Source organism: Ruegeria sp. F5 (assembly GCF_056533845.1).
The window spans coordinates 327,927-349,211 of the sequence record NZ_JBQFOU010000005.1 but is presented as its reverse complement, the minus strand read 5'-3'; the positions used below and the strand labels follow the sequence as shown (position 1 = coordinate 349,211).

The following is a 21,285-nucleotide window of genomic DNA, read 5'->3' as shown; positions in this document are numbered from 1 at the left end:
TTCAGGCGAAAGGCTTCATTGTTGTTACAAGACTTGGCGCGCTTGGTGTGGAGGGTGAAGCACGTGGACCGGAGTACGAGTTGACCGAAATCAGAACGGCCACTGCACTGCCTAAACTGCTTTTTCTAAAATGGCCTGAGGAAGGTGATTTTGAAGTTCAGCGGCACCAACAATCAGGTGCCTAAGGATGAACAAGTCCGAAACCCCGTCTTGTATTTTGGAACACTGCTGTATCCGATACAGTGACGTTGAGAAGACACCGTCCTGCATCCGTTTGTCCATTGTCTTAACCCTTGTGACGTTGGGCTGGTTTAGCAGCTGTGTGTCGTCGCTAAAATCGCGACATCCTTATTACCATAGGGAAGAGCTTCGAAGGCGAGCTCGCCAAATCAATAGTGCAGTCAATGTGGAGATGCGGTGTGTGCCCATGCCCAAGGGGGGCGGGTAAAAGTCTGCATAGCGTATTAGGCTAGACCCGCCCTCCAATCATTCGGAGATTTTTTTTCTTCAGGTTGAAAAAATTTGCTTCAATAGTGGCGTGAAGTCAAGAATATCAAAGTAAATCATTGTAAATAAAAGACTTATTTATCTATTTCGACTGAATTCTGTAGTCAGAAGTGTTTTAATTTCTTTGAAGTCTGGGATTGGGTGTCGCTATCACCGAAAAACTTGATCAAGGACGCGCGTTTCAACACCCTCAGCTCTCAAATGCCAACTGCGCAAGCGCAACATCTGCACTTATGACATCGGATCCCATCCCTTTCCGGATTGATTGTTAGTGGCATAAGCATCGCTCATTCCTTTCTGGACCGCTGACAACGGAAATCAGCGCGGGTAAAAATCCCGGATTGGCATTTGAAGAGGGCCAAGACCGCGAAGGTATGTCGTGGTTGGCCCGGGTTTGTAGATGTCAAAATCGATCGGTTTGTCGCGGTATGACTTGAGTGTCTGGCCAAGCCCGATTGCGCCGCGTTTCCGGCATCGTTTAACCAGGTCGAGATCAAGCTCGAGCGGGAAAACGGCGTCTGCCTGACCCGCGTCGTGAACGATACGCCCTTTTGGATCAGCTACGACGGAGTGTCCGACGCCGCCAGCATCGAGCCCATTCACGTCTACCACGTAACACTGAAACATCACCGCAGTCGCTTGTGCGATGGCGAGTTCTGCTTGGCGGTCTGTGGTACCGGTCAAGACGGGGTGCAAAAGCACTTCTACGCCTTGCGACACAAGCGTCCTCGTCGTCTCCGGGAACCAGATGTCATAGCAAATCGTGATGCCAAATCGGCCGACGTTCGGTACGTCGAAAATCAGAAAATTTTCGCCGGCACGGACGCCTTGCTCGTATGGCCTGAACGGAAACATCTTGTCGTACTCGCCAATGACTTCACCTTCAGGGTTGATGATGACCGTATGGTTGAAGATGTCGTCACCGCGCTTCACGAAGTACGATCCTGGACATATCCAGATTTTGTGTTTTGCGGCGAACTCGCGAAATGGTGCTTCGACGCTGTTGGTATCTTCGGTTGCAAACGCAATGGAGGGCCCGTGAGGCGCGAGCTCACTGAATACGATCATGTCCGTCCATGGATGGACATGTACGATCTTGTTGGCCCGTTGGAGCATCGCTGGTGTGTTGTTTCCGGCGATGGAAACTGGCATTTGAACACCTGTAACAGAGAAGTAAGTCATCCAAGACACCTTTTGATTGATGCGTCACGGCCAAGAAAAGCGGCCGCGCGCGTTCAATCTGTTAGGGTCTTGTTGGGGACAAAATGAAGTTCAATTTAGTGATAGAGCATCTTCGGATTTACCGATTACAGTCTGTAATCAGAAAAGTTTCTCACTTCCGTCCGCTGAACTGGGCCATCTGAGGGGACACAAAGCTGGCCTTGAAGTAGTCCAGTAAGAGCCGCATGGCTGGCGAGAATTCAACCCCCTTTCGCCAAGCGATCCCTACGTCCATGGTTGGTGTCTCAACATCAGTCGATACTGTTTCCAACCGTTTTCCTTCCAGCGACCAAGGTCGATACACCATGTCAGAAAGGATGGCGACGCCATGACCGTTTGCCACCATGGAACGACATGCTTCTACCGATGATGTCCTAAGCTTAGTTTTGGGGCGGTAGTTTGTCTTGCTCCAGTATTTCATGGTTGTATGCGCCGCTTCATCGACCGTGAGCATGATATAGTCTTCTTTAGCAATTTCCGCGAAACTGGCCTTGCCTCCCTCCAGGAAACGATGACCGTTAGGAACCCAGAGCCTACGGGAAGACTTTAGCAGGGTTTCCGATTCAAGATCTGGATTATTGAGGTTTGAGGTCAAAACGACAGCTAAGTCGAACCGGTTGGACAGCAGCCCGTCTTCGATACTCTCACGATTTAGTTCACTAATCTGTATGTCGAGTCCAGGGTGAAGTTGTGCCAGTCGATGGATGTGAAAGGGAAGAAAGTATCCTAAAACTGTGTAAGTGGCAGCAACGGTAATCGTTCCGCTCACCTCAGATCGGCGTTTGGTCAACTTTTTGGCGTCGTCAACTTTGTCGAGGATCTCACGTGAGGCTGACAGGAACTCTCGACCGGAGTCAGTGAGCTCCATACCTTGCGAAGAACGCACAAAAAGCTCCGCATCTACAATAGCTTCAAGCTCTTTGATAGCTCCGGTCACTGACGACTGAGAAATGGACAAGGCGTTTGCAGCCCGACTCACCTGGCCTAATTCTGCGGTTGCAACGAAATACTTCAGATGTCGTAGATTCATGCGGATCAAATAACACAATGAATGATGCCTGGCCATCGGAAAAATCGATGGCAATTCTTTACTGTGCAGATGCAGAAAATAGATAAAATTTAAAAACAATGAGTTACGATATATATTGTGCAATCGCAGTATCAAAAAAAACGATAGAGCGTCCTCACAATAAAGAAATTCCAATTGATAACGTATTTTGCGACCGTATTCCAAACCAGAACAGGGATGCTAACCATGAAAGAGATTGTCGACCTCAACTGCGATATGGGCGAGGGATTTGGCCAATGGACATTGGGTGAAGCACCTGATGAAGAGATTATGTCCTTGATCAGCTCAGCCAACATTGCAGCAGGTTTTCATGCGGGCGACCCCAACTCTATGGATCGTGTTGTTAAGCTGGCGCATACCTATGGTGTCGGTCTTGGTGCACATCCTGGGTACAACGATCTTCAAGGGTTCGGACGTCGTTACATCAAAACCAGCTCGGAAGAGTTGGTGAACGACATTGTCTACCAAGTCGGCGCGATCCGGGAATTCGGCCGTCGGCATGGTGCGAGCCTACAGCACGTCAAGCCGCACGGCGCTCTTTATATGGAAGCTGCCGTCAACGAAGAGCTGTCTGAAATGATCGTGGACACTCTGAGCAAAACCTGCGGTACCGCAATCATTTTCTGCATGGGTACCTCCAAAACCTACGAGGTTGCAAAGCGCGTCGGCCATCCTGTCGCACGCGAGTTCTATGCTGACCGGGACTACGACAAATCTGGATCGATTGTTTTTGCTCGCCACGTATCTCGCCCCAGGCCCGAAGAAGTCGCTGCAAAGTGCGTGCGTGCCTGCAAAGAGGGGGTAGTGAGAACCGTCGATGGCGAAGACATCCCAATCGAATTTGAATCCATCTGCTTCCATTCCGATACGCCCGGTGCGTTGGATATGGGTAAGGCAATCCGCGCTGGTCTTACAGACGCGGGCATCACAATCGCTCCGGCCGCTACAGTACTAGGACTCTAAGACATCTCGAGGGAGGAGAAAAAAATGGCAAACGTGCTTTCGCCGCTACCAGGTACATTCTACACCAAACCGTCGCCCGATGAGGCCGCCTTCAAATCGGCTGGTGACGCTGTCGCTGTCGGTGACACCATCGGTCTTGTTGAAGTGATGAAGACCTTCATCCAAGTGAATTCCGAGGTTGCAGGCACCTTCACTGCTTATGCGGTAGAGGACGGAACACCAGTTCAGCCAGGCGAAATACTAGCCGAGGTGGCCGAATAACATGGGTATTCAACGTCTCTTCATTGCCAACCGTGGCGAAATCGCCGTTCGCATAATCCATGCAGCTAAAAAGCTCGGCATCACGACAATTCAAGCTTACTCTGAAGGCGACGCGGATATGCTGGCAGTGAGGCTGGCTGATGAGTCAGTGTGCATCGGGCCAGCCAAAGCCGCAGAGTCCTATCTGAACGTGAATGGCGTAGTTGCCGCAGCCATCGAAAAATCCGCTGATGCGGTTCACCCTGGCTATGGGTTCTTGTCGGAAAGCCCCGAATTCGCTCGTGCCGTCGAGCAGGCGGGCATCAAATTTGTAGGTCCTTCTGCAGACACAATTGAGCGGATGGGCGACAAGGTCGCTGCTCGTCAAGCCGCAGAGGCAGCAGGCGTACCCGTGGTGCCTGGCTCCAAGGGTCGAATTGAATCTGTCGATGAGGCTGTCGAAGTTGCTGCCAAAGTTGGCTACCCGGTGATGGTGAAAGCCGCAGCTGGCGGCGGCGGCAAAGGTATCCGGATTGCGGACAACGAAGAAGAGCTTCGGACGTTGGCCCCACAAGCCCAGCAAGAAGCTGCAGCGGCCTTCGGCGATGGCGGTCTTTATGTTGAGCGATCTGTCAAATCGCCGCGCCACATCGAAGTGCAGATTGTCGGTGATGGCAGACGCGCGGTTCATTTCTACGAACGCGAATGCTCTTTGCAGCGTCGCCGACAGAAGGTCTGGGAAGAGGCAGGGGCCGCTTGCCTTGATAATGAGACGCGCGAAAACCTTTGCATGGCTGCCGTCGCATTGGCGGAGTCTGTCAACTATCGCGGAGCCGGCACACTCGAATATCTCTACGAGGAAGCCACAAACGAATTCTTCTTCATCGAGATGAACACCCGAATCCAGGTCGAGCATCCCGTCACCGAAATGATCACCGGGTTCGACCTCGTCCAAGAGATGATCCGTGTCTGTGGAGGTGCGGCCTTGAGCGTCACTCAGGATCAGGTGAAGAAATCAGGCCACGCAATTGAAGTCCGGCTGAACGCTGAAGATCCGTTCATGCAGTTCATGCCGTGGCCCGGAAAGGTCGAAAGCCTGAAAGTCCCAACAGGGGAGGGCATTCGGTTCGATCACTTCATGTATGAAGGCTATCAAATTCCACCCTTCTATGATTCGCTGATCGGAAAGTTGATCGTGCACGGGAATGATCGCGCAGATGCGATTGCCAAGATGGCCAACGCGCTCGAAGACCTTGAGATCAATGGCCTGAAGACAACCGTTCCACTCCACAAGGCTCTTGCCAAAGACCCTGGCGTCGCCAACGACGACTTCCATACACAATGGCTGGAGCCATGGCTGGATGCTGGGAATTTGAAGCCCGAGAATACGTGAGGAAGCCAAAATGAAGACCAGATACACATTTGGGGGCGACGAGCACGTCTATGTCGAGATGGATGACGAAATGTCCCTCGACGCGTTCTTCAAGTCACTGTCCATGAGCAACGCGGTTCGTGATGCCAATATCGAAGGCGTTACCGAAATCTGCCCGGCGAACGCCTCCTTCCAGGTCCGCTTTGACCCTGACGTCATTTCTCCCGACGACATCATGACCAAAGTCAAGGAGCTGGAAGGTAAGGCGGAAACCGCCGAAAAGCGCCTCACCACACGCATTATCGAGATCCCTGTGTTCTATAAGGACCCATGGACTCATGAGACGCTGATGCGGTTCAGGGAACGTCACCAGGACCCGAATGGGACCGACCTTGACTATGCGGCGAAGATCAACGGTTTCGCGGATGCGGATGCGTTCATCGAAGCGCACCACTCGCAGCCTTGGTTCGTCTCGATGGTGGGTTTCGTTGCTGGCCTGCCGTTCCTCTACCAACTGGTAGAGCGCGAGAAACAGCTGCAGGTGCCAAAGTACCTGAGCCCACGGACCGATACTCCGAAACTGACTGTTGGATATGGCGGTTGCTTCTCTTGCATCTATTCGGTGCGTGGCGCTGGTGGTTACCAAATGTTTGGCGTCACACCGATGCCCATCTACGACCCGGAACAAAAGGTCGCGCATTTGAAGGACTTCATGGTGTTCTTCAAGCCTGGCGACATCGTGAAGTGGAAGCCAATCGACCACGCAGAATACGACACAATCGTCGCCGCAGTCGAGGATGGCACCTACGTGCCGCGTATTGCCGAAGTCGAGTTCGATCTCGACGAGTTCAACGCCGACATGCGCGGCACCAATGCCAAGATGTTGGAGGCCCTCAATGACGCTTAAGATCAAAAATCCAGGTCTTGCGACCTCCATTCAAGACCTAGGCCGCATCGGCTACTTCCACCTCGGAATTCCTCTTGGCGGTGCAATGGACCGTTATGCTCTGCGTGCTGCGAATATGCTTGTTGGCAACGATGAGGGCGCTGCTTGTCTCGAAGCTGTCTTTATGGGCCCAGAGATCGAGTTCACCGAAACAGCAACTGTTGCGGTAACTGGTGCAACGCTTCCGATCAAAGTTGACGGAGAGGCCCAGGAGCCCTGGACGTCGTTTGTTGTCAAGGCGGGTCAAACACTGAACTTTGAGTTCCTTCAGGCGGGCGCGCGCGCTTACATCGCGGTCAGTGGTGGGATCACCACACCCGAGGCTCTTGGAAGCAGATCTACCTACCCAATTGGAGCGCTTGGTGGTGTGGAAGGCCGCGCCATCCAAGCTGGAGATGAACTGCCAATCGGCGGTTCGGAAGGACCCGGTGCTGGCCGTACCGTATCGGAACCTCTACGCCGCAAGCCAGGTACTCCCGCCAGTTTGCGCGTCCTCCCCGGGCTGTATTGGCATCGCCTGACGGATGAAGCCGGTGCCGGGTTCTTCGAAGACGAATGGAAAGTGGCACCGGAAGCAGACCGCATGGGGTATCGCTTTAAAGGTGGACGACCACTTGAATTCGTAGATCGCGAGCAACCGTTCGGGGCGGGGGCTGACCCATCTAACATCGTGGATGGGTGTTATTCGTATGGCTCCATCCAAGTGCCAGGCGGGACGGAACCCATTGTGTTGCATAGGGATGCTGTCTCCGGCGGCGGCTACTTTACGCTCGGCGCGATCATTTCCGCTGACATGGATCTGATCGGCCAACTCCAACCTCACACCCCAGTGAAATTCGAGAAGGTCAATATGGCCCAATCGTTGGCTGCCCGAAAAGACAGGAAGGGCATGCTGCAAGAAATAAGAGAAGAGCTCGGCTAAGAGGCAGAAATCTAATCTGAAATCGCGATTTATCGCTTCGGACCACTGTAACTGACAAGGAGATCAGAACAATGAAACTCGTCCTAAAGACGGCCACGGCGCTGGCTTTGAGTGCTGCAATTCCAGCATCGGCTTTCGCCGAGGATGCTTGGTTCCCCTACGCTGCGGAAGAAGTCACCCCCGCATTCTCTGCTGACGGAGAAACGAGTGCAGTCACATATGAAGCTCTCGAAGCAGCTGAAAAGGCTTGGAACATCTGCGTTTCCTTTCCGCACATGAAGGACGCCTACTGGCTTGGTGTGAACTACGGTGTGACCGCTGAAGCTGAGCGTCTTGGCGTGAACCTCAACCTCGTCGAAGCCGGTGGTTACACAGAATTGGCACGTCAAATCAGCCAGATCGAAGACTGCGTTTCCGGCGGCGCTGACGCCATCGTTGTCGGCGCGATCTCGTTTGACGGTCTGAACAACGTCATCGGTGAAGTTGCCGCGCAGGGTATCCCCGTCATTGACGTGATCAATGGTGTATCCTCTGAAGGCATTTCCGCCAAGTCCTTGGTTTCGTTCCGCACGATGGGCTACCAAACCGGCGCTTATTTGGCCGCAAAGCATCCCGCTGGTTCTGAGCCCGTAAAAGTGGGTTGGTTCCCTGGTCCTGCGGGCGCAGGCTGGGTCGAAGGTGCGCATGCGGGCTTCATGGAAGCCGTTGAGGGCTCCGCAATCGAAGTGCTTGAGCCACGCTATGGCGACACCGGCAAGGAAACACAGTTGGCTCTCGTCGAGAACGTGCTACAGGCCAGTCCTGACGTTCGTTACCTGGCAGGCACAGCGGTGACTGCAGAAGCCGCGCAGGGCTTGATCCGTGAGCGCGGTCTGCAAGGTGAAGTGGATCTCTTGGCATTCTACATGACTCCCGGTGTCTACACGGGCATTCAGCGCGGCTTCATCCAAGCTGCACCGGCTGACAGCATGGTCATCCAGGGCCGTATTGCCATCGACCAAGCAGTTCGCATCCTGGAAGGCAAAGAGTTCGTCCAACACGTTGGCCCTGAAATCTTTGTCGTTGACCCAGACAACATTGGTGAAGTTGAGCGCACAAATATCCTGCCGCCGGATGGTTTCGCGCCCGTCTTCTCCGTGTCCAACTAACTCCCTCTCCCTGTTGGACTGCGGGCCGGTTTGGGCCAGTCCCTCCGGCCCGCATTTTTGGAGATATCAATGACCGCACAAGCACTCATCGAAACAAAGGGGCTGACCAAGCAATACCCCGGCGTTCTGGCACTTAACTCGGTAGACTTTGATCTGAAATCAGGTGAAGTCCACGTCCTCTTCGGCGAAAACGGCGCCGGGAAGTCAACTCTGATTTCAATGTTGGCTGGAGCAAACAATCCGTCTCAGGGCAGCGTGATCCTTGACGGTAAGGAAGTTCACTTCGACAATGTAGCCGATGCTCAGGCGAAGGGTATCTACACGGTGTTTCAGGAGTTTTCCCTGATCCCAACGCTGACCGTCGCGCAAAACATCTTCCTTGGTTGGGAGCCTATGCGTGGTCCTTTCATCGACCACAAGGCGATGCGCAAGCGCGCGCACGACATGCTGCTTGAGCTTGGTTTCGACATTGACCCGACTGAGGTCACAGCACGTCTGTCTCGCGCTCAACAACAGATGGTTGAGATCACCAAAGCCTTCCATGGCGATCTAAAGGTTCTGATCCTTGACGAGCCCACTGCATCACTCACCGATAAAGAAGTCGATCACCTCTTTGATTTCGTCAATGAACTGAAGGCGAAGGGCGTGGGGATCATCTATATCTCCCATCGCATTCAAGAGTTCTCCCGCATCGCAAATCGGGTCACCGTACTGCGCGATGGCGGCAAGATCGGCACAGTCGACATGACTGATACCGATGAAGATGCGCTCGTCGAAATGATGACGGGTCGCGCGATCGACGAAATTTATCCCAAGATCGAGAAAGGTTCGGGCGAGGTACTTTTGTCCGTGGAGAACCTTCGCACTGCCGGGATCCACAACGCGTCTTTTGAAGTTAGGGCAGGCGAAGTCTTGGGCGTTGCGGGCCTGGTCGGCTCCGGCAAGTCGAGGCTGTTCAGAACCGTCATGGGATTGACGACAAGGGTTGGTGGGCAGGTCACGCTGAAGGGCAAAGACATTTCTCACGCGCCAACCAGAGACATCATCAAAAGTGGGATCTACTACCTCTCCCCTGATCGGAAGGCGGAAGGGCTCGATCTTGCCAAGCCATCAAAGGACAACTTGGCAATCAATCTCGTCATGGGTGACAAGGTTGGTGGAGACGGACAGATGGTGAAATGGTCCGAGGTGAACTCCGAAACCGTGACCATCTCTGACTATGTTGAGTTGCACGAGGGATATCGAAACAAGCCTGTTTCGCAGCTCTCCGGCGGCAACCAACAAAAGGTCCTGTTCGGAAAGTGCTTTGGGCAGAATGCCGACATCATCATCTTTGATGAACCTACGGTTGGTGTCGACATGGGCACACGCGCAGCACTTTACCTCTTAATCAAAGAGTTGGCCGAGTCCGGCAAAGCCGTTGTCGTCATCTCTTCCGATCTACCCGAGGTCATGAACCTCTCTCACCGAATGATTGTTCTGGCGCATGGCCATGTCTCAGCAGAGCTGAGCGGCGATGACATGACCGAAGAACAAGTTCTCAAATACTTCTTCGACGAAACCGGAGCAAAACAATGACAACAGAAGCAAAAACATCCGGGCCAATGGAGCCCATCCGAAAAATGTTCATCAAAGTCGGTGTGCTGCCGTTCTTTTTGGTTGGGGCATTGATCATTTTCACGGCGCTTTCAGACAAGTTCCTGAGCCTTCAAAACCTGGTCAATGTGGCAAGGCAATCTGTGTACCTGGTTCTGGTATCGATGGGACAGATGCTCGTTCTCATCTCCGGTGGCTTTGACCTTTCAGTTGGTACTGCGATTGCTCTGACGTCGGTCGTGTCTGCTCTTGGCATGGTGTGGCTCGCGGGTATTTTTCCTGACGCAATCTGGGTCGCCATCTTGCTGGGCGCTTTCATGGGCTTTGCCGCAGCCATTGCTGTCGGTCTCGTGAATGGAATCGGTGTGGCCTATTTTGATGTGTCGCCCTTTATCATGACCCTTGGCGTGTCTTCGGTTGGTGCTGGTTTGGCGCTCTTCCTGACGGGCGGCGTTCCTGTTTCGAACCTGCCATTCGCATTTGGGGACACGTTCGGATTTGGACGCCTGTTTGGTGTGCCAATACCGGTCATCATTGCCGCAATTTGCATAGTCGCAATGTGGCTGTTTATGTCCCGGACACGCCTCGGTACACAAGTCTACGCTGTTGGCGGGAACATCAAAGCCGCGCATCTGTCAGCGATCAATACGAAGCGCACGCTGATGATGACCTATGTCATCTGCGCTCTGATCGCGTCCCTTACGGGTCTGCTGCTGACAGCACGGGTCGAGTCTGGTGAGGCAAACCTCGGAAGTTCAATCGCTCTTGAATCGATCGCAGCCTGTGTGATTGCGGGCGTGTCGTTGCGCGGCGGTATTGGTCGTGTCGAAAACGTGGTCCTTGGCGCGTTTTTCATTGTGCTTGTTCAGAACGGCATGAACCTCGCACAAGTCAGCTCATACATGCAGATGGTGCTGCTTGGCGCGTTGCTGATCCTGGCGGTGATCTTCGATCAAATGCGCTACCGAATGATCCTGAGTGGAGGCTAATCGGAAGCCCTCAAGTGAGAAGGGGGCTGGTTTCACCAGCTTCCTTTTTTTGTCGAAATAGGAAAGGAGAAACGTCAAACACCTCGATAATGATCTGGCATGAGCTTGAAGACTAGAACGTTGGAGGTGTGCAGGCACTCACCAGCACACAGGGTTCCGGTCCGACTTGCCGAAAGCGATGCGGGCACTTGCTGTCAAAATAGTAGGCGTCACCCGGGCCAAGGATCTTTCTTTGGTCATCGACGGTGATCTCGATGCGACCGTAAATCACGATTCCGCCTTCTTCGCCTTCATGAACATACATCACACGACCGGTATCGGCTCCCACGTCATAGGTCTCATGAAGTATCATCATCGCTCTGCCCAATAGATCGTTTCCGACCTGCTTAAGCGACAATCGCCCTTTCCCAATCTCGGGAAGTTCTTCGGCAGCATAAAACGTCGTCTTCTCAAGCTCTGGTTCAAATTCAAAGAACTCAGACAAGCTGATCGGAATGCCATTGAGGACCCGTCTTAGCGCCCCAACCGATGGATTGGTTTTCCCAGATTCCATCAAAGAGATCGTCGAATTTGGTGCTCCAGTCTTTTTGGCAAGAGCGCGCTGTGAGAGCCCCGCGCGTTCACGAATGGCGCGGAGGCGAGCTCCCAGGATGAAGTCTTCTTGAGTTGTGTTTGCCATGTCCAGAATACTCAAATTACGTGACTCACTGTTCATTAAATCAATGGGTTACGAGCATAAAGAAACAGGCTTTTGCATCATCGTGAACGCCATCACCATGAGAAAAAACGGGCGCGCCGCCCTGAGTCGAAAAGGAACCAACAATGTTGAACGCAGAAATCAGCAGCCGCAAAGATGAGGCCATCTCGCGCGGCGTAGGTATGCAAACGCAAATCTATGCAGACCGTGCAAAGAACTCCGAGGTCTGGGACGTCGAAGGCAATCGCTATATCGACTTTGCCGCTGGCATTGCTGTTGTGAACACCGGCCACTGTCATCCAAAAGTCATGGCGGCCGTCGAGAAGCAAATGGGGTCCTTCACCCATACCTGTCATCAGGTGCTTCCCTACGAAAACTACATCGGCCTCGCCGAGCGCTTGAATGCGCGGGTTTCAGGGGACTTTGAAAAGAAAACAGTCTTTGTCACAACCGGCGCGGAAGCTGTCGAGAATGCCATCAAAGTGGCTCGTGCCTACACTGGTCGGCCAGCCGTCATCGCTTTTGGGGGCGGTTTTCATGGCCGCACGTTCATGGGCATGAGCCTTACGGGCAAGGTTGCTCCATACAAGCAGGGGTTCGGCGCAATGATGCCAGACGTGTATCACGTTCCGTTCCCGATTGATGTCCATGGCGTCTCAACCGAAGACTCGATGAATGCGCTCAACAAACTTTTTAAAGCTGACCTCGACCCAGGTCGTGTGGCAGCGATCATCTTCGAGCCGGTCCAAGGTGAAGGGGGGTTCTACCCAGCACCCGTAGAGCTGGTTCGTCAAGTCCGGGCGCTTTGTGATGAGCATGGAATCGTCATGGTTGCTGACGAAATCCAAACCGGGTTTGCCCGCACGGGCCATCTTTTTGCCATGAAGGGCTATGGCGTCGCGCCTGACCTGACAACGATGGCCAAGGGCTTAGCAGGTGGCTTGCCTCTTGCTGCAGTGGTCGGCAAGGCGGAAATCATGGATGCCGCAGGACCCGGCGGACTTGGCGGGACATATGGCGGCAACCCGCTGGGTATTGCAGCCGCGCATGCCGTGCTCGATGTCATTGAAGAGGAAGAGCTTTGCGCTCGTGCAAACGAGCTTGGTTCTCGGCTCCGCCAGCGCCTTGAAGCCATTCGCGCCACGACACCTGAAATCGCCGACATTCGTGGGCCCGGCTTCATGGTCGCGGCAGAATTCAACACGCCTGACGGCTCTGCACCGAGCCCCGAGTTCACTCAGAAAGTGCGCGCGGAAGCACTCAAGCGCAATCTGATCCTCCTGACTTGCGGTGTCTACGGCAACGTCATTCGCTTCCTTGCCCCAATCACGATCCAAGATGACGTCTTTGCAGAAGCACTCGACATTCTCGAGGAATCCGTCGCCGCCGCGCAGGAGGCCTAACGATGCTGAAGTTGAACGACCCGAAGCTTCTTGAGAAACGTGCCTATGTTAACGGCCACTGGATCGAAAACGGCCAGACATTTCCGGTGACGAACCCGTCCACTGGCGAAAAGCTGGCAGATGTTACGGATCTTTCTGTTGAAGACGTGACGCTCGCGATTGATGGAGCCTACGACGCGCAAGCTGACTGGGCCGCCAAAACCGGTAAAGAACGTGGTGCCATTCTACGGAAATGGCACGATCTGATGATCGAAAATATCGACGATCTTGCCGCCATCCTGACCGCTGAAATGGGCAAGCCCTTGGCTGAGGCCAAAGGCGAAATCATGTATGGCGCATCCTACATCGAATGGTTTGCCGAGGAAGCGAAGCGGATCTACGGTGATGTGATCCCGGGCCATCAACCTGACAAACGCATTGTCGTCCTAAAGCAGCCAGTGGGCGTTGTTGGATCAATCACGCCTTGGAACTTCCCCAATGCAATGATCGCAAGGAAAGTTGCACCTGCGCTTGCTGTGGGGTGTACTTTTGTGGCGCGCCCCGCAGAGCTAACACCTCTTTCCGCGCTGGCAATGGCGGTCTTGGGCGAACGAGCGGGCATTCCCGAAGGTGTCTTGAGCGTCATTCCGAGCAGCGACGCATCGGCTGTTGGCAAAGAGCTCTGCGCCAACACCAAAGTTGCGAAGATCACTTTCACCGGATCAACGCGGGTCGGTAAAATTCTGATGGAGCAGGGAGCTGCAACCGTCAAAAAAGTCTCGATGGAATTGGGTGGCAATGCGCCGTTCATCGTCTTTGACGATGCCGATGTTGATGCCGCCGTCGAGGGTGCACTCATCGCCAAATTTCGCAACGCAGGCCAAACATGCGTGTGTGCAAACCGGATCTACGTCCAGTCTGGAATTTATAGGGAATTCTCTGAAAAATTGGCAAAACGTGTTTCGGAGTTTTCCGTGGGTGACGGCTTCGAAAACGGGGTAGTCATTGGCCCGCTCATCAATGAGGCGGCTCTATCGAAAGTGGAGTCCCACCTGTACGACGCTGTGACCAAAGGCGCTCGCGTCTTAACGGGAGGCCAGCGCTACACGTGTGGTGGAACCTTCTTTGAACCAACTGTTTTGACGGGTGTGACAAAAGACATGCGCGTCCAGCATGAGGAGACCTTTGGTCCGATCGCTCCGGTCTTTGAATTTGCCACGGAAGACGAAGCCGTCGAGCTGGCAAATGACACTGAATTTGGTCTCGCTGGGTATTTCTATTCCAAAAACATTTCGAGCGTGTGGCGTGTCGCAGAGCGCCTGGAAACAGGGATGGTTGGGATCAACACAGGTCTGATTTCAACGGAAGTTGCGCCCTTCGGCGGCGTCAAACAGTCCGGCCAAGGTCGCGAAGGCTCCAAATACGGAGCCGATGACTACCTCGAGCTCAAATACATGTGCTTTGGCGAGATCCGTTGAACTCGCTCAATCTGACTAAAGGATAAGAAAATGTCGGGCAGCAAAACATTCCTCCAAGACGTCAACCTGATGTTCCAGGAAGCGGCGGATTTGATTTCAATGGAAGAAGGATTGGCGACGAAAATAAGCGTCGCCAACTCCACCTATATCACAAGGTTCGGTGTCCGGCTTCGGGGCAAGATGCACACTTTTGAGGGGTGGCGCTCCGTCCACTCAAACCACCCCAGCCCGGCAAAAGGTGGGATCAGATATGCCTCCTATGCGAACCTTGATGAGGTAGAAGCACTCGCGGCTTTGATGACCTACAAATGCGCCTTGATGGACATTCCTTTTGGTGGATCCAAGGGTGCACTGAAAGTCGACCCGCAGGAATGGACCTCAGAAGAACTAGAGCGTATCACACGGCGCTTTACCCAAGAGCTGGTGCGCCATGAGTTCTTAACGCCAAGCCTCAATGTTCCAGCACCTGACGTCGGGACTAATGAAACAACGATGATGTGGATGGCCGACGAGTACCGGCGTCTCCGTCCCACCGACATCAACGGCTCTGCTTGCGTTACAGGAAAACCTCTCGCTGCTGGCGGCATTGAAGGTCGGATCGAAGCAACGGGCAGGGGGGTACAGTATTCTATCCAGGCCTTCTTTGAGGCTGAGAGTGATCGCACCAAAACCAAACTCCCACAAACACTCGACGGGGCAACTGTTGTCGTTCAGGGGTTGGGTAATGTTGGATACCACGCTGCAAAGTTCCTATCGGAAGAAGACGGTTGCCGCATCGTTTCTGTCATTGAGCGAGACGGTGTCGTCAGAAATCCTGATGGGCTGAACATCGAAGAGCTCAAACAGCACATTATCGACACCGGCGGTGTTCGAGGATTTGCCGGTGGAACGCACTCTCTAGATGCAACAGACGCTTTGGCTGACGAGTGCGATATCTTGATACCAGCGGCCCTCGAAGGCGTTATCACCGAAGAGAATGCACCCTACCTGCGGACCAAGCTCATCGTTGAAGCCGCGAATGGTCCGATGACGTTCAAGGCGAATGAAATTCTTAGAAAGCTCGGTGTGGTTATCATCCCCGACCTGTTCGCAAACGCAGGCGGGGTGACGGTTAGCTACTTCGAATGGGTCAAGAACCTGACGCATATCCCATTCGGTTTGATGGAGCGTCGCCGTGATGAAATGGGGCACCGAGTTCTTGCTCGATCTCTTGAGCGGATGACGGGCAGTCAGTTTCCCGAAGAAGGTGCCAATGCCTTCCTGCAAGGTGCGCGGGAGATCGATCTTGTGCGATCAGGTCTCGATGACAAGATGCGCTCGGCCTATGCCGAAATGTCAAACCTCTGGAACACTGACGAACAAATACCCGATCTTCGGACAGCGGCATACATCATCGCAGTACGCAGAATTGCCGGCATCTACAAAGCACTGGGGATCTGAACGATGGACGCGCAGGTTACACGGATCGTTGTTGTTGGGGGCGGGGCAGGTGGCCTCAACCTCGTCACACGTCTGAGCAGGTCTTTGGGGCGAAAGGGCCGCGCCGACATCACGCTTGTCGATGAAAACTTGTCCCACATCTGGAAGCCGTCGCTGCATGAGTTTGCAGCGGGAACGAAGGGCCCAGAGGAAGAAATCAGCTTCCTCGAGCATTCAAATAGAAATGGCTACAAATTCAGATTGGGACGCTTTGCAGGCATAGACTACCAGGAACGCTGGGTCATGTTGGACCCGGTCTTAAGCGATCAGGACGTCGAATTGGCTCCAGCTCGCGCTGTGCTTTATGACATTCTCGTCTTAGCCATCGGGAGCAGATCCAATGATTTTGGAACTCCAGGTGTCGTTGAAAACTGCTTGTTTCTTGACACACCAACCGAAGCCAAACGCCTTCAATCGCAGTTGCTGAACCTGTGCCTTCGCATGGAAACGGGTGCTCTTGAGGTTGAAGATGACAATGTTCGGATCGTTATCGTTGGTGGCGGTGCAACAGGCGTTGAGCTGGCGGCTGAACTTCGCGAAGCGACTGAACAGCTTGGGCGCAATGGCATCGACAAATTGCGGATACCAGACACGGTGGGCATCACCGTCGTGGAGGGATCGGATCGCCTGGTAGCAGCTCTACCCGAACAGATATCACAGAATGTCTTCGATGAGCTGAGGGAGCTTAATGTAGATGTCGAACTCGGCATGCGCGTCACTTCTGTCACTGAAACACAGGTTGAACTGGGAGATGGCAGAGTACTTGACGCCGAGATCGTGGTTTGGGCGGCGGGCATCCAAAGCAACAAAGCACTCGCATCCGCTGTTGGACTCGAAGTCGGCAGTCTTGGCCGTCTTGTAGTAAAGCCAACCCTTCAAGCCACAAATCAAGATCGAATTTTTGTGATGGGCGATGCTGCGGATTGCCTTTGGCCTGAGAAGGATTGCCCCTTGCCACCTCGAGCTCAAGTCGCTTCGCAGCAGGCCAAATTTTTGTCTTCTCAGATCGAGCGTGCCTTGAGTGATCAGCAACTGGTGGATTTTACTTACACGGATCGCGGATCCTTGGTTGCTCTTAGCTCAAATAGTGCCATCGGCTCGCTGATGGGGCGCGCGTTGGGAACAATGACCATCAAGGGTTGGTTGGCGAGGCGGGCCTACAAGTTTCTTCACTATCAGCACGAAGCATCAATCCAGGGACACTTCCGCGCGATGCTTCACACTGTTCTTTCGTTGGCGATGCGACGGGTGCGTCCACACTTGAAGCTGCATTGAGGACGCAATGAAAATAGATCCCATCAAAGCAAAAGGCATTGCCGCGCTAGAGGTCGATGTTGCGCTCTCTGGCGCAACTTTCGCTGTTGATGGCATCTCTATCCTCAACCAATTGTCATTCAATGTACGGTCGTCGCGCATTGGTGTCGTCGGTCGAAACGGGTCTGGAAAATCCTCACTCGCAAGATTGATGTCAGGACTGATCGCGCCAAGGAGCGGCTCTGTTTCAATCAATGGCCTTGATGTGGGGCGTGATCGGAAAGCGGCCCTTTCTGAGGTCGGCATTCTGTTTCAAAACCCTGATCATCAGATCATTTTCCCAACCGTTGAAGAAGAAATTTCATTTGGCCTGACCCAGCAAGGTCTACCCAAGCAGGACGTCAAGGATCGCACAACGCGTTTGTTGAAGGAGTTTGGTAAGGCGCATTGGGCGGGTGCTCATGTCGCAACCCTATCGCAAGGACAAAAGCACCTGGTTTGCCTGATGGCAATCGTCGCCATGCGTCCAAAACTCATCATCCTCGATGAACCATTTACCGGACTAGACATCCCGACCAAAGCGCAACTGAACCGGTATCTTTCCAGATATGACGGGGCACTGCTTCATATCTCCCACGATCCTCGAGATCTGGATGGATATGATCAGATCATCTGGCTGGAAGATGGCGCGGTCTCCTGCATTGGAGCCCCTGAAGACGTCCTGCCAAAATATGTAGATGAAATGAACAAGTTGGGAGGGCTCGATGATATCTCTGACCTCTCCCGTTAGAACCTTTGCGCATAGCTGGCCCGCAAGCCTAAAGCTCATAGGATTGTGTGCCGCGACGGCCAGTCTGTTTGCTGTCGACGATGTCTGGGTCCAAGGCGCTGTCTTTATGGCTGTAGCTGCCCTCTACGCTTTGCCAGGACGTTTGTTTTTTGCAGCCGGAATGCGTCAGCTTAAGCTACTGTGGCCGTTCATCGCAATTGTCGGCATCTGGCATCTATGGACGCAAGAGTTTGCACTTGGTGCAACAGTGATTTTGCGCATGCTTTCGGCCGTAGGCCTGGCCAATCTCGTCACGATGACGACCCGGCTTTCTGATATGATCGAGGTCATCAAAGTCATCACAAAGCCACTGAGACGCTTCGGGCTCAATTCCCGAATACTGGAACTCGCCATTGCGATGGTCATTCGATTGACGCCCGTTTTGGTTCAAAAAGGCAGCCAACTCAGCATGGCTTGGAGAGCGCGCTCTCGGCGTGCTCCGAGCTGGCGCATCATTTTACCCTTCACCGTTCTTGCGTTGGATGACGCAGATCATGTCGCAGAAGCACTGCGCGCCCGCGGTGGATTCAACAGTTTGGAGGAGACCTGACATGGAAAAAAAAGTAACCCTTGTTGCGCTCTTTGCGGCACTTATCGCAGCACTGGGCCTCATCCCCAAAATCACACTTGGCTTTGGGGTCCCAATAACAGCGCAAAGCCTTGGCGTCATGCTTTGCGGAACAATCCTTGGTTCGAAACGAGGTGCGCTTGCGGTCTTGTTGTTCCTGCTTCTTGTCGCTATCGGCCTGCCGCTTTTGTCAGGCGGTCGTGGTGGTCTGGGTCTGTTTGTATCTCCGTCCGCAGGCTTCTTGATCGGTTGGCCCATTGCAGCATTTGTCACAGGTTTGATCGTCGAAAAATGGCGGAGCGCTCCTTTGGCCGTTGTAGGAAGCATCGCATCCATCATCGGTGGCATTATTGTAATGTACATCTTCGGCATCATTGGCATGTCCATTACGCTTGAGAAATCCCTCATCGAAGCCACAGGGCTTGTGACGGCTTTTATACCGGGAGACATCCTGAAAGCGGTCATCGCCGGCATGCTAACAGCAGCATTGGCCAAGGCCCGCCCGGCAAGTGTTCTGTCGCGGTCTGGACCGGCTGATGCGGTCTGATCTGACCGAAATACTCGCGCAACGTCGTTCAATCCGAGCATACACCAATGATCGGGTTGAGCGGACCACGCTGGAACGGATTTGCGCGGCCGCACGGCGTGCACCGAGCGGCGCCAATCTGCAGCCCGGCAAGTTTCACATTCTGACTGGCCCGGCGTTGCGTTCTTTGACTGATAGACTTGCAACAGCACAGGCGTCCGACGAAACAGTCAGTTCGGAGTATTCCTACTTTCCTGCGAAGATGCCGCCGGCTTTGAAAGATCGGCAGCGACGAGCTGGATACGCTCTCTATCAAGCGCTTGGGATTGAAAGGCGTGACACTGAAGGGCGTCGCGCGCAGTTCGCCAAGAACTATGCATTCTTTGGAGCGCCGGTTGGTGTGGTCGTGACCATCGAACGTTCAATGGGGAAGGGATGCTTCATGGATCTCGGCATGGCGATCATGACCTTCCTCCTCAGCGCGGAAGATGAAGGCTTGGGAACCTCAGGAATAGGGGCTTTAGCGAATTATGGCCCAATCGTTCACGAGCACTTAGGCCTGCCAGACAGTGAATTGGTCGTTTGCGGCATCGCTTTAGGCGTCCCGGACAAGGGCGCCGGGGTCAACCACTTCAGAACCGAGCGGTGCAGCCTCGCAGAGTTCACAACATTCCGTGGCTTCGAAGATCTCTGATCAGCCATCGATTTCTATCCAGGACAGAAAAATGACCAAACGCAAACAAGCGACTGCGACCAAACTTGCAGATGATGATCGAGTTTTGATCACCCGCTACGATTTTGAGCCCAATTCTGAGACTGGGTGGCACCGTCACGCCATGGATTACGTGGTGGTCGCGCTGACAGATTGCCAGATGCTGATCGAGGATCGGGACGGTTCCAAGACAGTGAACGTAGCGCGTGGCGATGCCTACAGCCGAATGGCCGGGATCGAGCACAATGTCGTAAATTCCGCCGATCAAGCAATGTCTTTCGTCGAAATAGAATTGAAGTCGATGCGATGAATAATCGAGGACCAGTAACTCTTTTTGAGTGCGAAGCAGCTCTGAAACACATCATTGCTGCGCCCAAAGACTCTGCAGTAATAAGCGAACTGTGTGTCCGTCCAAATTTCAGCCAACGAGCGTTTCCTTCGGAAATCGAGGTAACCCAAGCAAATGGAATTTCCGGCGATCGTTGGCTTACGCATCCATGGCTCACTTTGGCCGATGGAAAGCCTGACCCAAGGATCCAAGTCTCTATCCTGTCCAAAAGGGTCATGGATCTATGTTGGCGCAGCCGCTTTACGGCACCTCACCCGGGTGATCTGCTCGTCGTGGATATGGATCTTGGCGAGGAAAACTTGCCGGCGGGAACCATTCTCAAAGCTGGAGAGGTAGAACTTAAGGTCAGCGACAAGTTTAACACTGCATGTGTGAAATGGCGACGCCGCTACGGTAATGACAGCTACCGCTGGATCAACCTCGCCAAGAACAGGCCTTTCAGATTGCGCGGTGTTCTCTGCAGCGTCGTGCGGGATGGCGCAATTAAGGTAGGCGACAGCCTCGAAAAAGCTTGGTGCTCTAAGGTGATCGTCCGAAGAGCCCGTCCGACTGATGTCGCAACGATCCAGGACGTGGTGCATCGAGCTTACACGAAATGGATCGACATGATTGGCAGAAATCCAATGCCGATGCAAACGGACTACCGCAAAGCAATCCGAGATCACGTTGTTGATGTTTTGGTGCTCAAAGGTCGCATCGTTGGCGTCATTGAACTGCATGTTCATGAAGGTTCTCTGGTTTTGGAAAACCTAGCTATTGCATCCGAAGTCCAGGGTTTTGGACTCGGCCAAAAAGCATTGCGCAATGCTGAAGATGCCGCTCGGGCGCTCAAGAAATCGGCGCTGCGACTTTATACAAATCAAGCGTTCCAATCGAACTTGGTCTTCTATAAACGCAATGGCTTCGTCGAGACGCATGAGGAAATGCTGCCCGACGGTGGCGTGCTCGTGCACTTCGAAAGGTCGCTGGATGTACCGCCAATTTCTCGTGACCCCGCAAATCCATTCACCACAGAACAACAATAATCCACTGATCGGA

At 53.5% G+C, this 21,285-nt stretch carries 21 protein-coding genes and 1 pseudogene; 19 read left to right on the top strand and 3 right to left on the bottom strand.

The annotated features are described in order from the left end of the window. Positions 1-185: pseudogene (locus tag ACR0K1_RS10615) on the top strand (hypothetical protein); the annotation flags it as partial. Between the two features lie 640 nt (positions 186-825). On the opposite strand, the gene ACR0K1_RS10610 reads toward ACR0K1_RS10615, so the two are convergent. Together ACR0K1_RS10610 and ACR0K1_RS10605 are read right to left on the bottom strand one after the other, a co-directional pair. Beyond that, entirely contained in the window at positions 826-1,689 is an 864-nt protein-coding gene (locus ACR0K1_RS10610) for a carbon-nitrogen hydrolase family protein (protein WP_480850523.1), read from the bottom strand. A gap of 151 nt (positions 1,690-1,840) precedes the next feature. After that, entirely contained in the window at positions 1,841-2,857 is a 1,017-nt protein-coding gene (locus tag ACR0K1_RS10605) for a LysR family transcriptional regulator (protein ID WP_480850521.1), read from the bottom strand. A 126-nt stretch (positions 2,858-2,983) separates the two neighbouring features. Between ACR0K1_RS10605 and ACR0K1_RS10600 the strand changes: the two genes are divergently transcribed. From ACR0K1_RS10600 to ACR0K1_RS10565, 8 genes are all read left to right on the top strand, one after another. After that, a complete protein-coding gene (locus ACR0K1_RS10600; protein ID WP_480850519.1) occupies positions 2,984-3,760 on the top strand; it encodes a 5-oxoprolinase subunit PxpA in 777 nt (258 codons plus the stop codon). 24 nt (positions 3,761-3,784) lie between these two features. Then, complete coding sequence (locus ACR0K1_RS10595; protein ID WP_480850517.1) at positions 3,785-4,021, top strand: acetyl-CoA carboxylase; 237 nt, start codon at positions 3,785-3,787, stop codon at positions 4,019-4,021. Position 4,022: 1 nt separating this feature from the next. Next, positions 4,023-5,393: an acetyl-CoA carboxylase biotin carboxylase subunit gene (locus ACR0K1_RS10590; RefSeq protein ID WP_480850515.1), complete on the top strand. Its 1,371-nt coding sequence runs from the start codon at positions 4,023-4,025 to the stop codon at positions 5,391-5,393. Positions 5,394-5,403: 10 nt separating this feature from the next. After that, positions 5,404-6,279 carry a 5-oxoprolinase subunit B family protein gene (locus ACR0K1_RS10585; RefSeq protein ID WP_480850513.1) on the top strand — a complete coding sequence of 292 codons (876 nt, stop codon included), beginning with the start codon at positions 5,404-5,406 and terminating at the stop codon, positions 6,277-6,279. Continuing rightward, complete coding sequence (locus ACR0K1_RS10580) at positions 6,269-7,240, top strand: 5-oxoprolinase subunit C family protein (RefSeq protein ID WP_480850511.1); 972 nt, start codon at positions 6,269-6,271, stop codon at positions 7,238-7,240. The genes ACR0K1_RS10585 and ACR0K1_RS10580 overlap by 11 nt, the downstream gene beginning before the upstream one ends. A gap of 71 nt (positions 7,241-7,311) precedes the next feature. Then, entirely contained in the window at positions 7,312-8,388 is a 1,077-nt protein-coding gene (gene torT, locus ACR0K1_RS10575; RefSeq protein WP_480850509.1) for a TMAO reductase system periplasmic protein TorT, read from the top strand. Positions 8,389-8,457: 69 nt separating this feature from the next. Beyond that, positions 8,458-9,966 (top strand): sugar ABC transporter ATP-binding protein, encoded by a 1,509-nt coding sequence (locus tag ACR0K1_RS10570; RefSeq protein WP_480850507.1) that lies wholly within the window; start codon positions 8,458-8,460, stop codon positions 9,964-9,966. Next, on the top strand, positions 9,963-10,973 hold the full coding sequence (locus tag ACR0K1_RS10565; RefSeq protein WP_480850505.1) for an ABC transporter permease: 1,011 nt from the start codon (positions 9,963-9,965) through the stop codon (positions 10,971-10,973). Before ACR0K1_RS10570 ends, ACR0K1_RS10565 begins: the two co-directional genes overlap by 4 nt. Positions 10,974-11,085: 112 nt before the next feature. On the opposite strand, the gene ACR0K1_RS10560 is transcribed toward ACR0K1_RS10565, so the two are convergent. Further along, positions 11,086-11,652, bottom strand: coding sequence for a cupin domain-containing protein (locus ACR0K1_RS10560; RefSeq protein WP_480850503.1), 567 nt, complete (start codon positions 11,650-11,652; stop codon positions 11,086-11,088). 143 nt (positions 11,653-11,795) lie between these two features. Here ACR0K1_RS10560 and ACR0K1_RS10555 point away from each other — a divergent pair, with 143 nt between their 5' ends. From ACR0K1_RS10555 to ACR0K1_RS10510, 10 genes are read left to right on the top strand one after another with little or no spacing between them, the layout of a single operon-like run. Then, a complete protein-coding gene (locus tag ACR0K1_RS10555) occupies positions 11,796-13,073 on the top strand; it encodes a 4-aminobutyrate--2-oxoglutarate transaminase (protein WP_480850501.1) in 1,278 nt (425 codons plus the stop codon). A gap of 2 nt (positions 13,074-13,075) precedes the next feature. Further along, positions 13,076-14,530, top strand: coding sequence for an NAD-dependent succinate-semialdehyde dehydrogenase (locus ACR0K1_RS10550; protein WP_480850500.1), 1,455 nt, complete (start codon positions 13,076-13,078; stop codon positions 14,528-14,530). A gap of 30 nt (positions 14,531-14,560) precedes the next feature. Then, complete coding sequence (locus ACR0K1_RS10545) at positions 14,561-15,970, top strand: Glu/Leu/Phe/Val family dehydrogenase (protein ID WP_480850498.1); 1,410 nt, start codon at positions 14,561-14,563, stop codon at positions 15,968-15,970. Positions 15,971-15,973: 3 nt separating this feature from the next. Further along, on the top strand, positions 15,974-17,284 hold the full coding sequence (locus tag ACR0K1_RS10540) for an NAD(P)/FAD-dependent oxidoreductase (RefSeq protein WP_480850496.1): 1,311 nt from the start codon (positions 15,974-15,976) through the stop codon (positions 17,282-17,284). Between the two features lie 7 nt (positions 17,285-17,291). Further along, the gene (locus ACR0K1_RS10535) at positions 17,292-18,053 is read left to right on the top strand and encodes an energy-coupling factor ABC transporter ATP-binding protein (protein ID WP_480850494.1); all 762 of its coding nucleotides are present in this window, start codon (positions 17,292-17,294) and stop codon (positions 18,051-18,053) included. Further along, entirely contained in the window at positions 18,028-18,642 is a 615-nt protein-coding gene (locus tag ACR0K1_RS10530) for an energy-coupling factor transporter transmembrane component T family protein (RefSeq protein ID WP_480850492.1), read from the top strand. Before ACR0K1_RS10535 ends, ACR0K1_RS10530 begins: the two co-directional genes overlap by 26 nt. A 1-nt stretch (position 18,643) precedes the next feature. After that, complete coding sequence (locus tag ACR0K1_RS10525; RefSeq protein ID WP_480850490.1) at positions 18,644-19,207, top strand: biotin transporter BioY; 564 nt, start codon at positions 18,644-18,646, stop codon at positions 19,205-19,207. Further along, complete coding sequence (locus ACR0K1_RS10520) at positions 19,197-19,880, top strand: nitroreductase (protein ID WP_480850488.1); 684 nt, start codon at positions 19,197-19,199, stop codon at positions 19,878-19,880. The genes ACR0K1_RS10525 and ACR0K1_RS10520 overlap by 11 nt, the downstream gene beginning before the upstream one ends. Positions 19,881-19,911: 31 nt before the next feature. Beyond that, a complete protein-coding gene (locus tag ACR0K1_RS10515; protein WP_480850486.1) occupies positions 19,912-20,208 on the top strand; it encodes a cupin domain-containing protein in 297 nt (98 codons plus the stop codon). After that, a complete protein-coding gene (locus ACR0K1_RS10510) occupies positions 20,205-21,272 on the top strand; it encodes a GNAT family N-acetyltransferase (protein WP_480850484.1) in 1,068 nt (355 codons plus the stop codon). The genes ACR0K1_RS10515 and ACR0K1_RS10510 overlap by 4 nt, the downstream gene beginning before the upstream one ends. Positions 21,273-21,285 lie beyond the last annotated feature (13 nt).

Coding starts and splice junctions, on each gene's coding strand:
- ACR0K1_RS10550 (WP_480850500.1), top strand. CDS start 13,076: ATGCTGAAGTTGAACGACCCGAAGCTTCTTGAGAAACGTGCCTATGTT.
- ACR0K1_RS10595 (WP_480850517.1), top strand. CDS start 3,785: ATGGCAAACGTGCTTTCGCCGCTACCAGGTACATTCTACACCAAACCG.
- ACR0K1_RS10535 (WP_480850494.1), top strand. CDS start 17,292: ATGAAAATAGATCCCATCAAAGCAAAAGGCATTGCCGCGCTAGAGGTC.
- ACR0K1_RS10555 (WP_480850501.1), top strand. CDS start 11,796: ATGTTGAACGCAGAAATCAGCAGCCGCAAAGATGAGGCCATCTCGCGC.
- ACR0K1_RS10510 (WP_480850484.1), top strand. CDS start 20,205: ATGAATAATCGAGGACCAGTAACTCTTTTTGAGTGCGAAGCAGCTCTG.
- ACR0K1_RS10545 (WP_480850498.1), top strand. CDS start 14,561: ATGTCGGGCAGCAAAACATTCCTCCAAGACGTCAACCTGATGTTCCAG.
- ACR0K1_RS10600 (WP_480850519.1), top strand. CDS start 2,984: ATGAAAGAGATTGTCGACCTCAACTGCGATATGGGCGAGGGATTTGGC.
- ACR0K1_RS10610 (WP_480850523.1), bottom strand. CDS start 1,689: ATGACTTACTTCTCTGTTACAGGTGTTCAAATGCCAGTTTCCATCGCC.
- torT (WP_480850509.1), top strand. CDS start 7,312: ATGAAACTCGTCCTAAAGACGGCCACGGCGCTGGCTTTGAGTGCTGCA.
- ACR0K1_RS10580 (WP_480850511.1), top strand. CDS start 6,269: ATGACGCTTAAGATCAAAAATCCAGGTCTTGCGACCTCCATTCAAGAC.
- ACR0K1_RS10530 (WP_480850492.1), top strand. CDS start 18,028: ATGATATCTCTGACCTCTCCCGTTAGAACCTTTGCGCATAGCTGGCCC.
- ACR0K1_RS10585 (WP_480850513.1), top strand. CDS start 5,404: ATGAAGACCAGATACACATTTGGGGGCGACGAGCACGTCTATGTCGAG.
- ACR0K1_RS10590 (WP_480850515.1), top strand. CDS start 4,023: ATGGGTATTCAACGTCTCTTCATTGCCAACCGTGGCGAAATCGCCGTT.
- ACR0K1_RS10525 (WP_480850490.1), top strand. CDS start 18,644: ATGGAAAAAAAAGTAACCCTTGTTGCGCTCTTTGCGGCACTTATCGCA.
- ACR0K1_RS10515 (WP_480850486.1), top strand. CDS start 19,912: ATGACCAAACGCAAACAAGCGACTGCGACCAAACTTGCAGATGATGAT.
- ACR0K1_RS10570 (WP_480850507.1), top strand. CDS start 8,458: ATGACCGCACAAGCACTCATCGAAACAAAGGGGCTGACCAAGCAATAC.
- ACR0K1_RS10540 (WP_480850496.1), top strand. CDS start 15,974: ATGGACGCGCAGGTTACACGGATCGTTGTTGTTGGGGGCGGGGCAGGT.
- ACR0K1_RS10520 (WP_480850488.1), top strand. CDS start 19,197: ATGCGGTCTGATCTGACCGAAATACTCGCGCAACGTCGTTCAATCCGA.
- ACR0K1_RS10560 (WP_480850503.1), bottom strand. CDS start 11,652: ATGGCAAACACAACTCAAGAAGACTTCATCCTGGGAGCTCGCCTCCGC.
- ACR0K1_RS10565 (WP_480850505.1), top strand. CDS start 9,963: ATGACAACAGAAGCAAAAACATCCGGGCCAATGGAGCCCATCCGAAAA.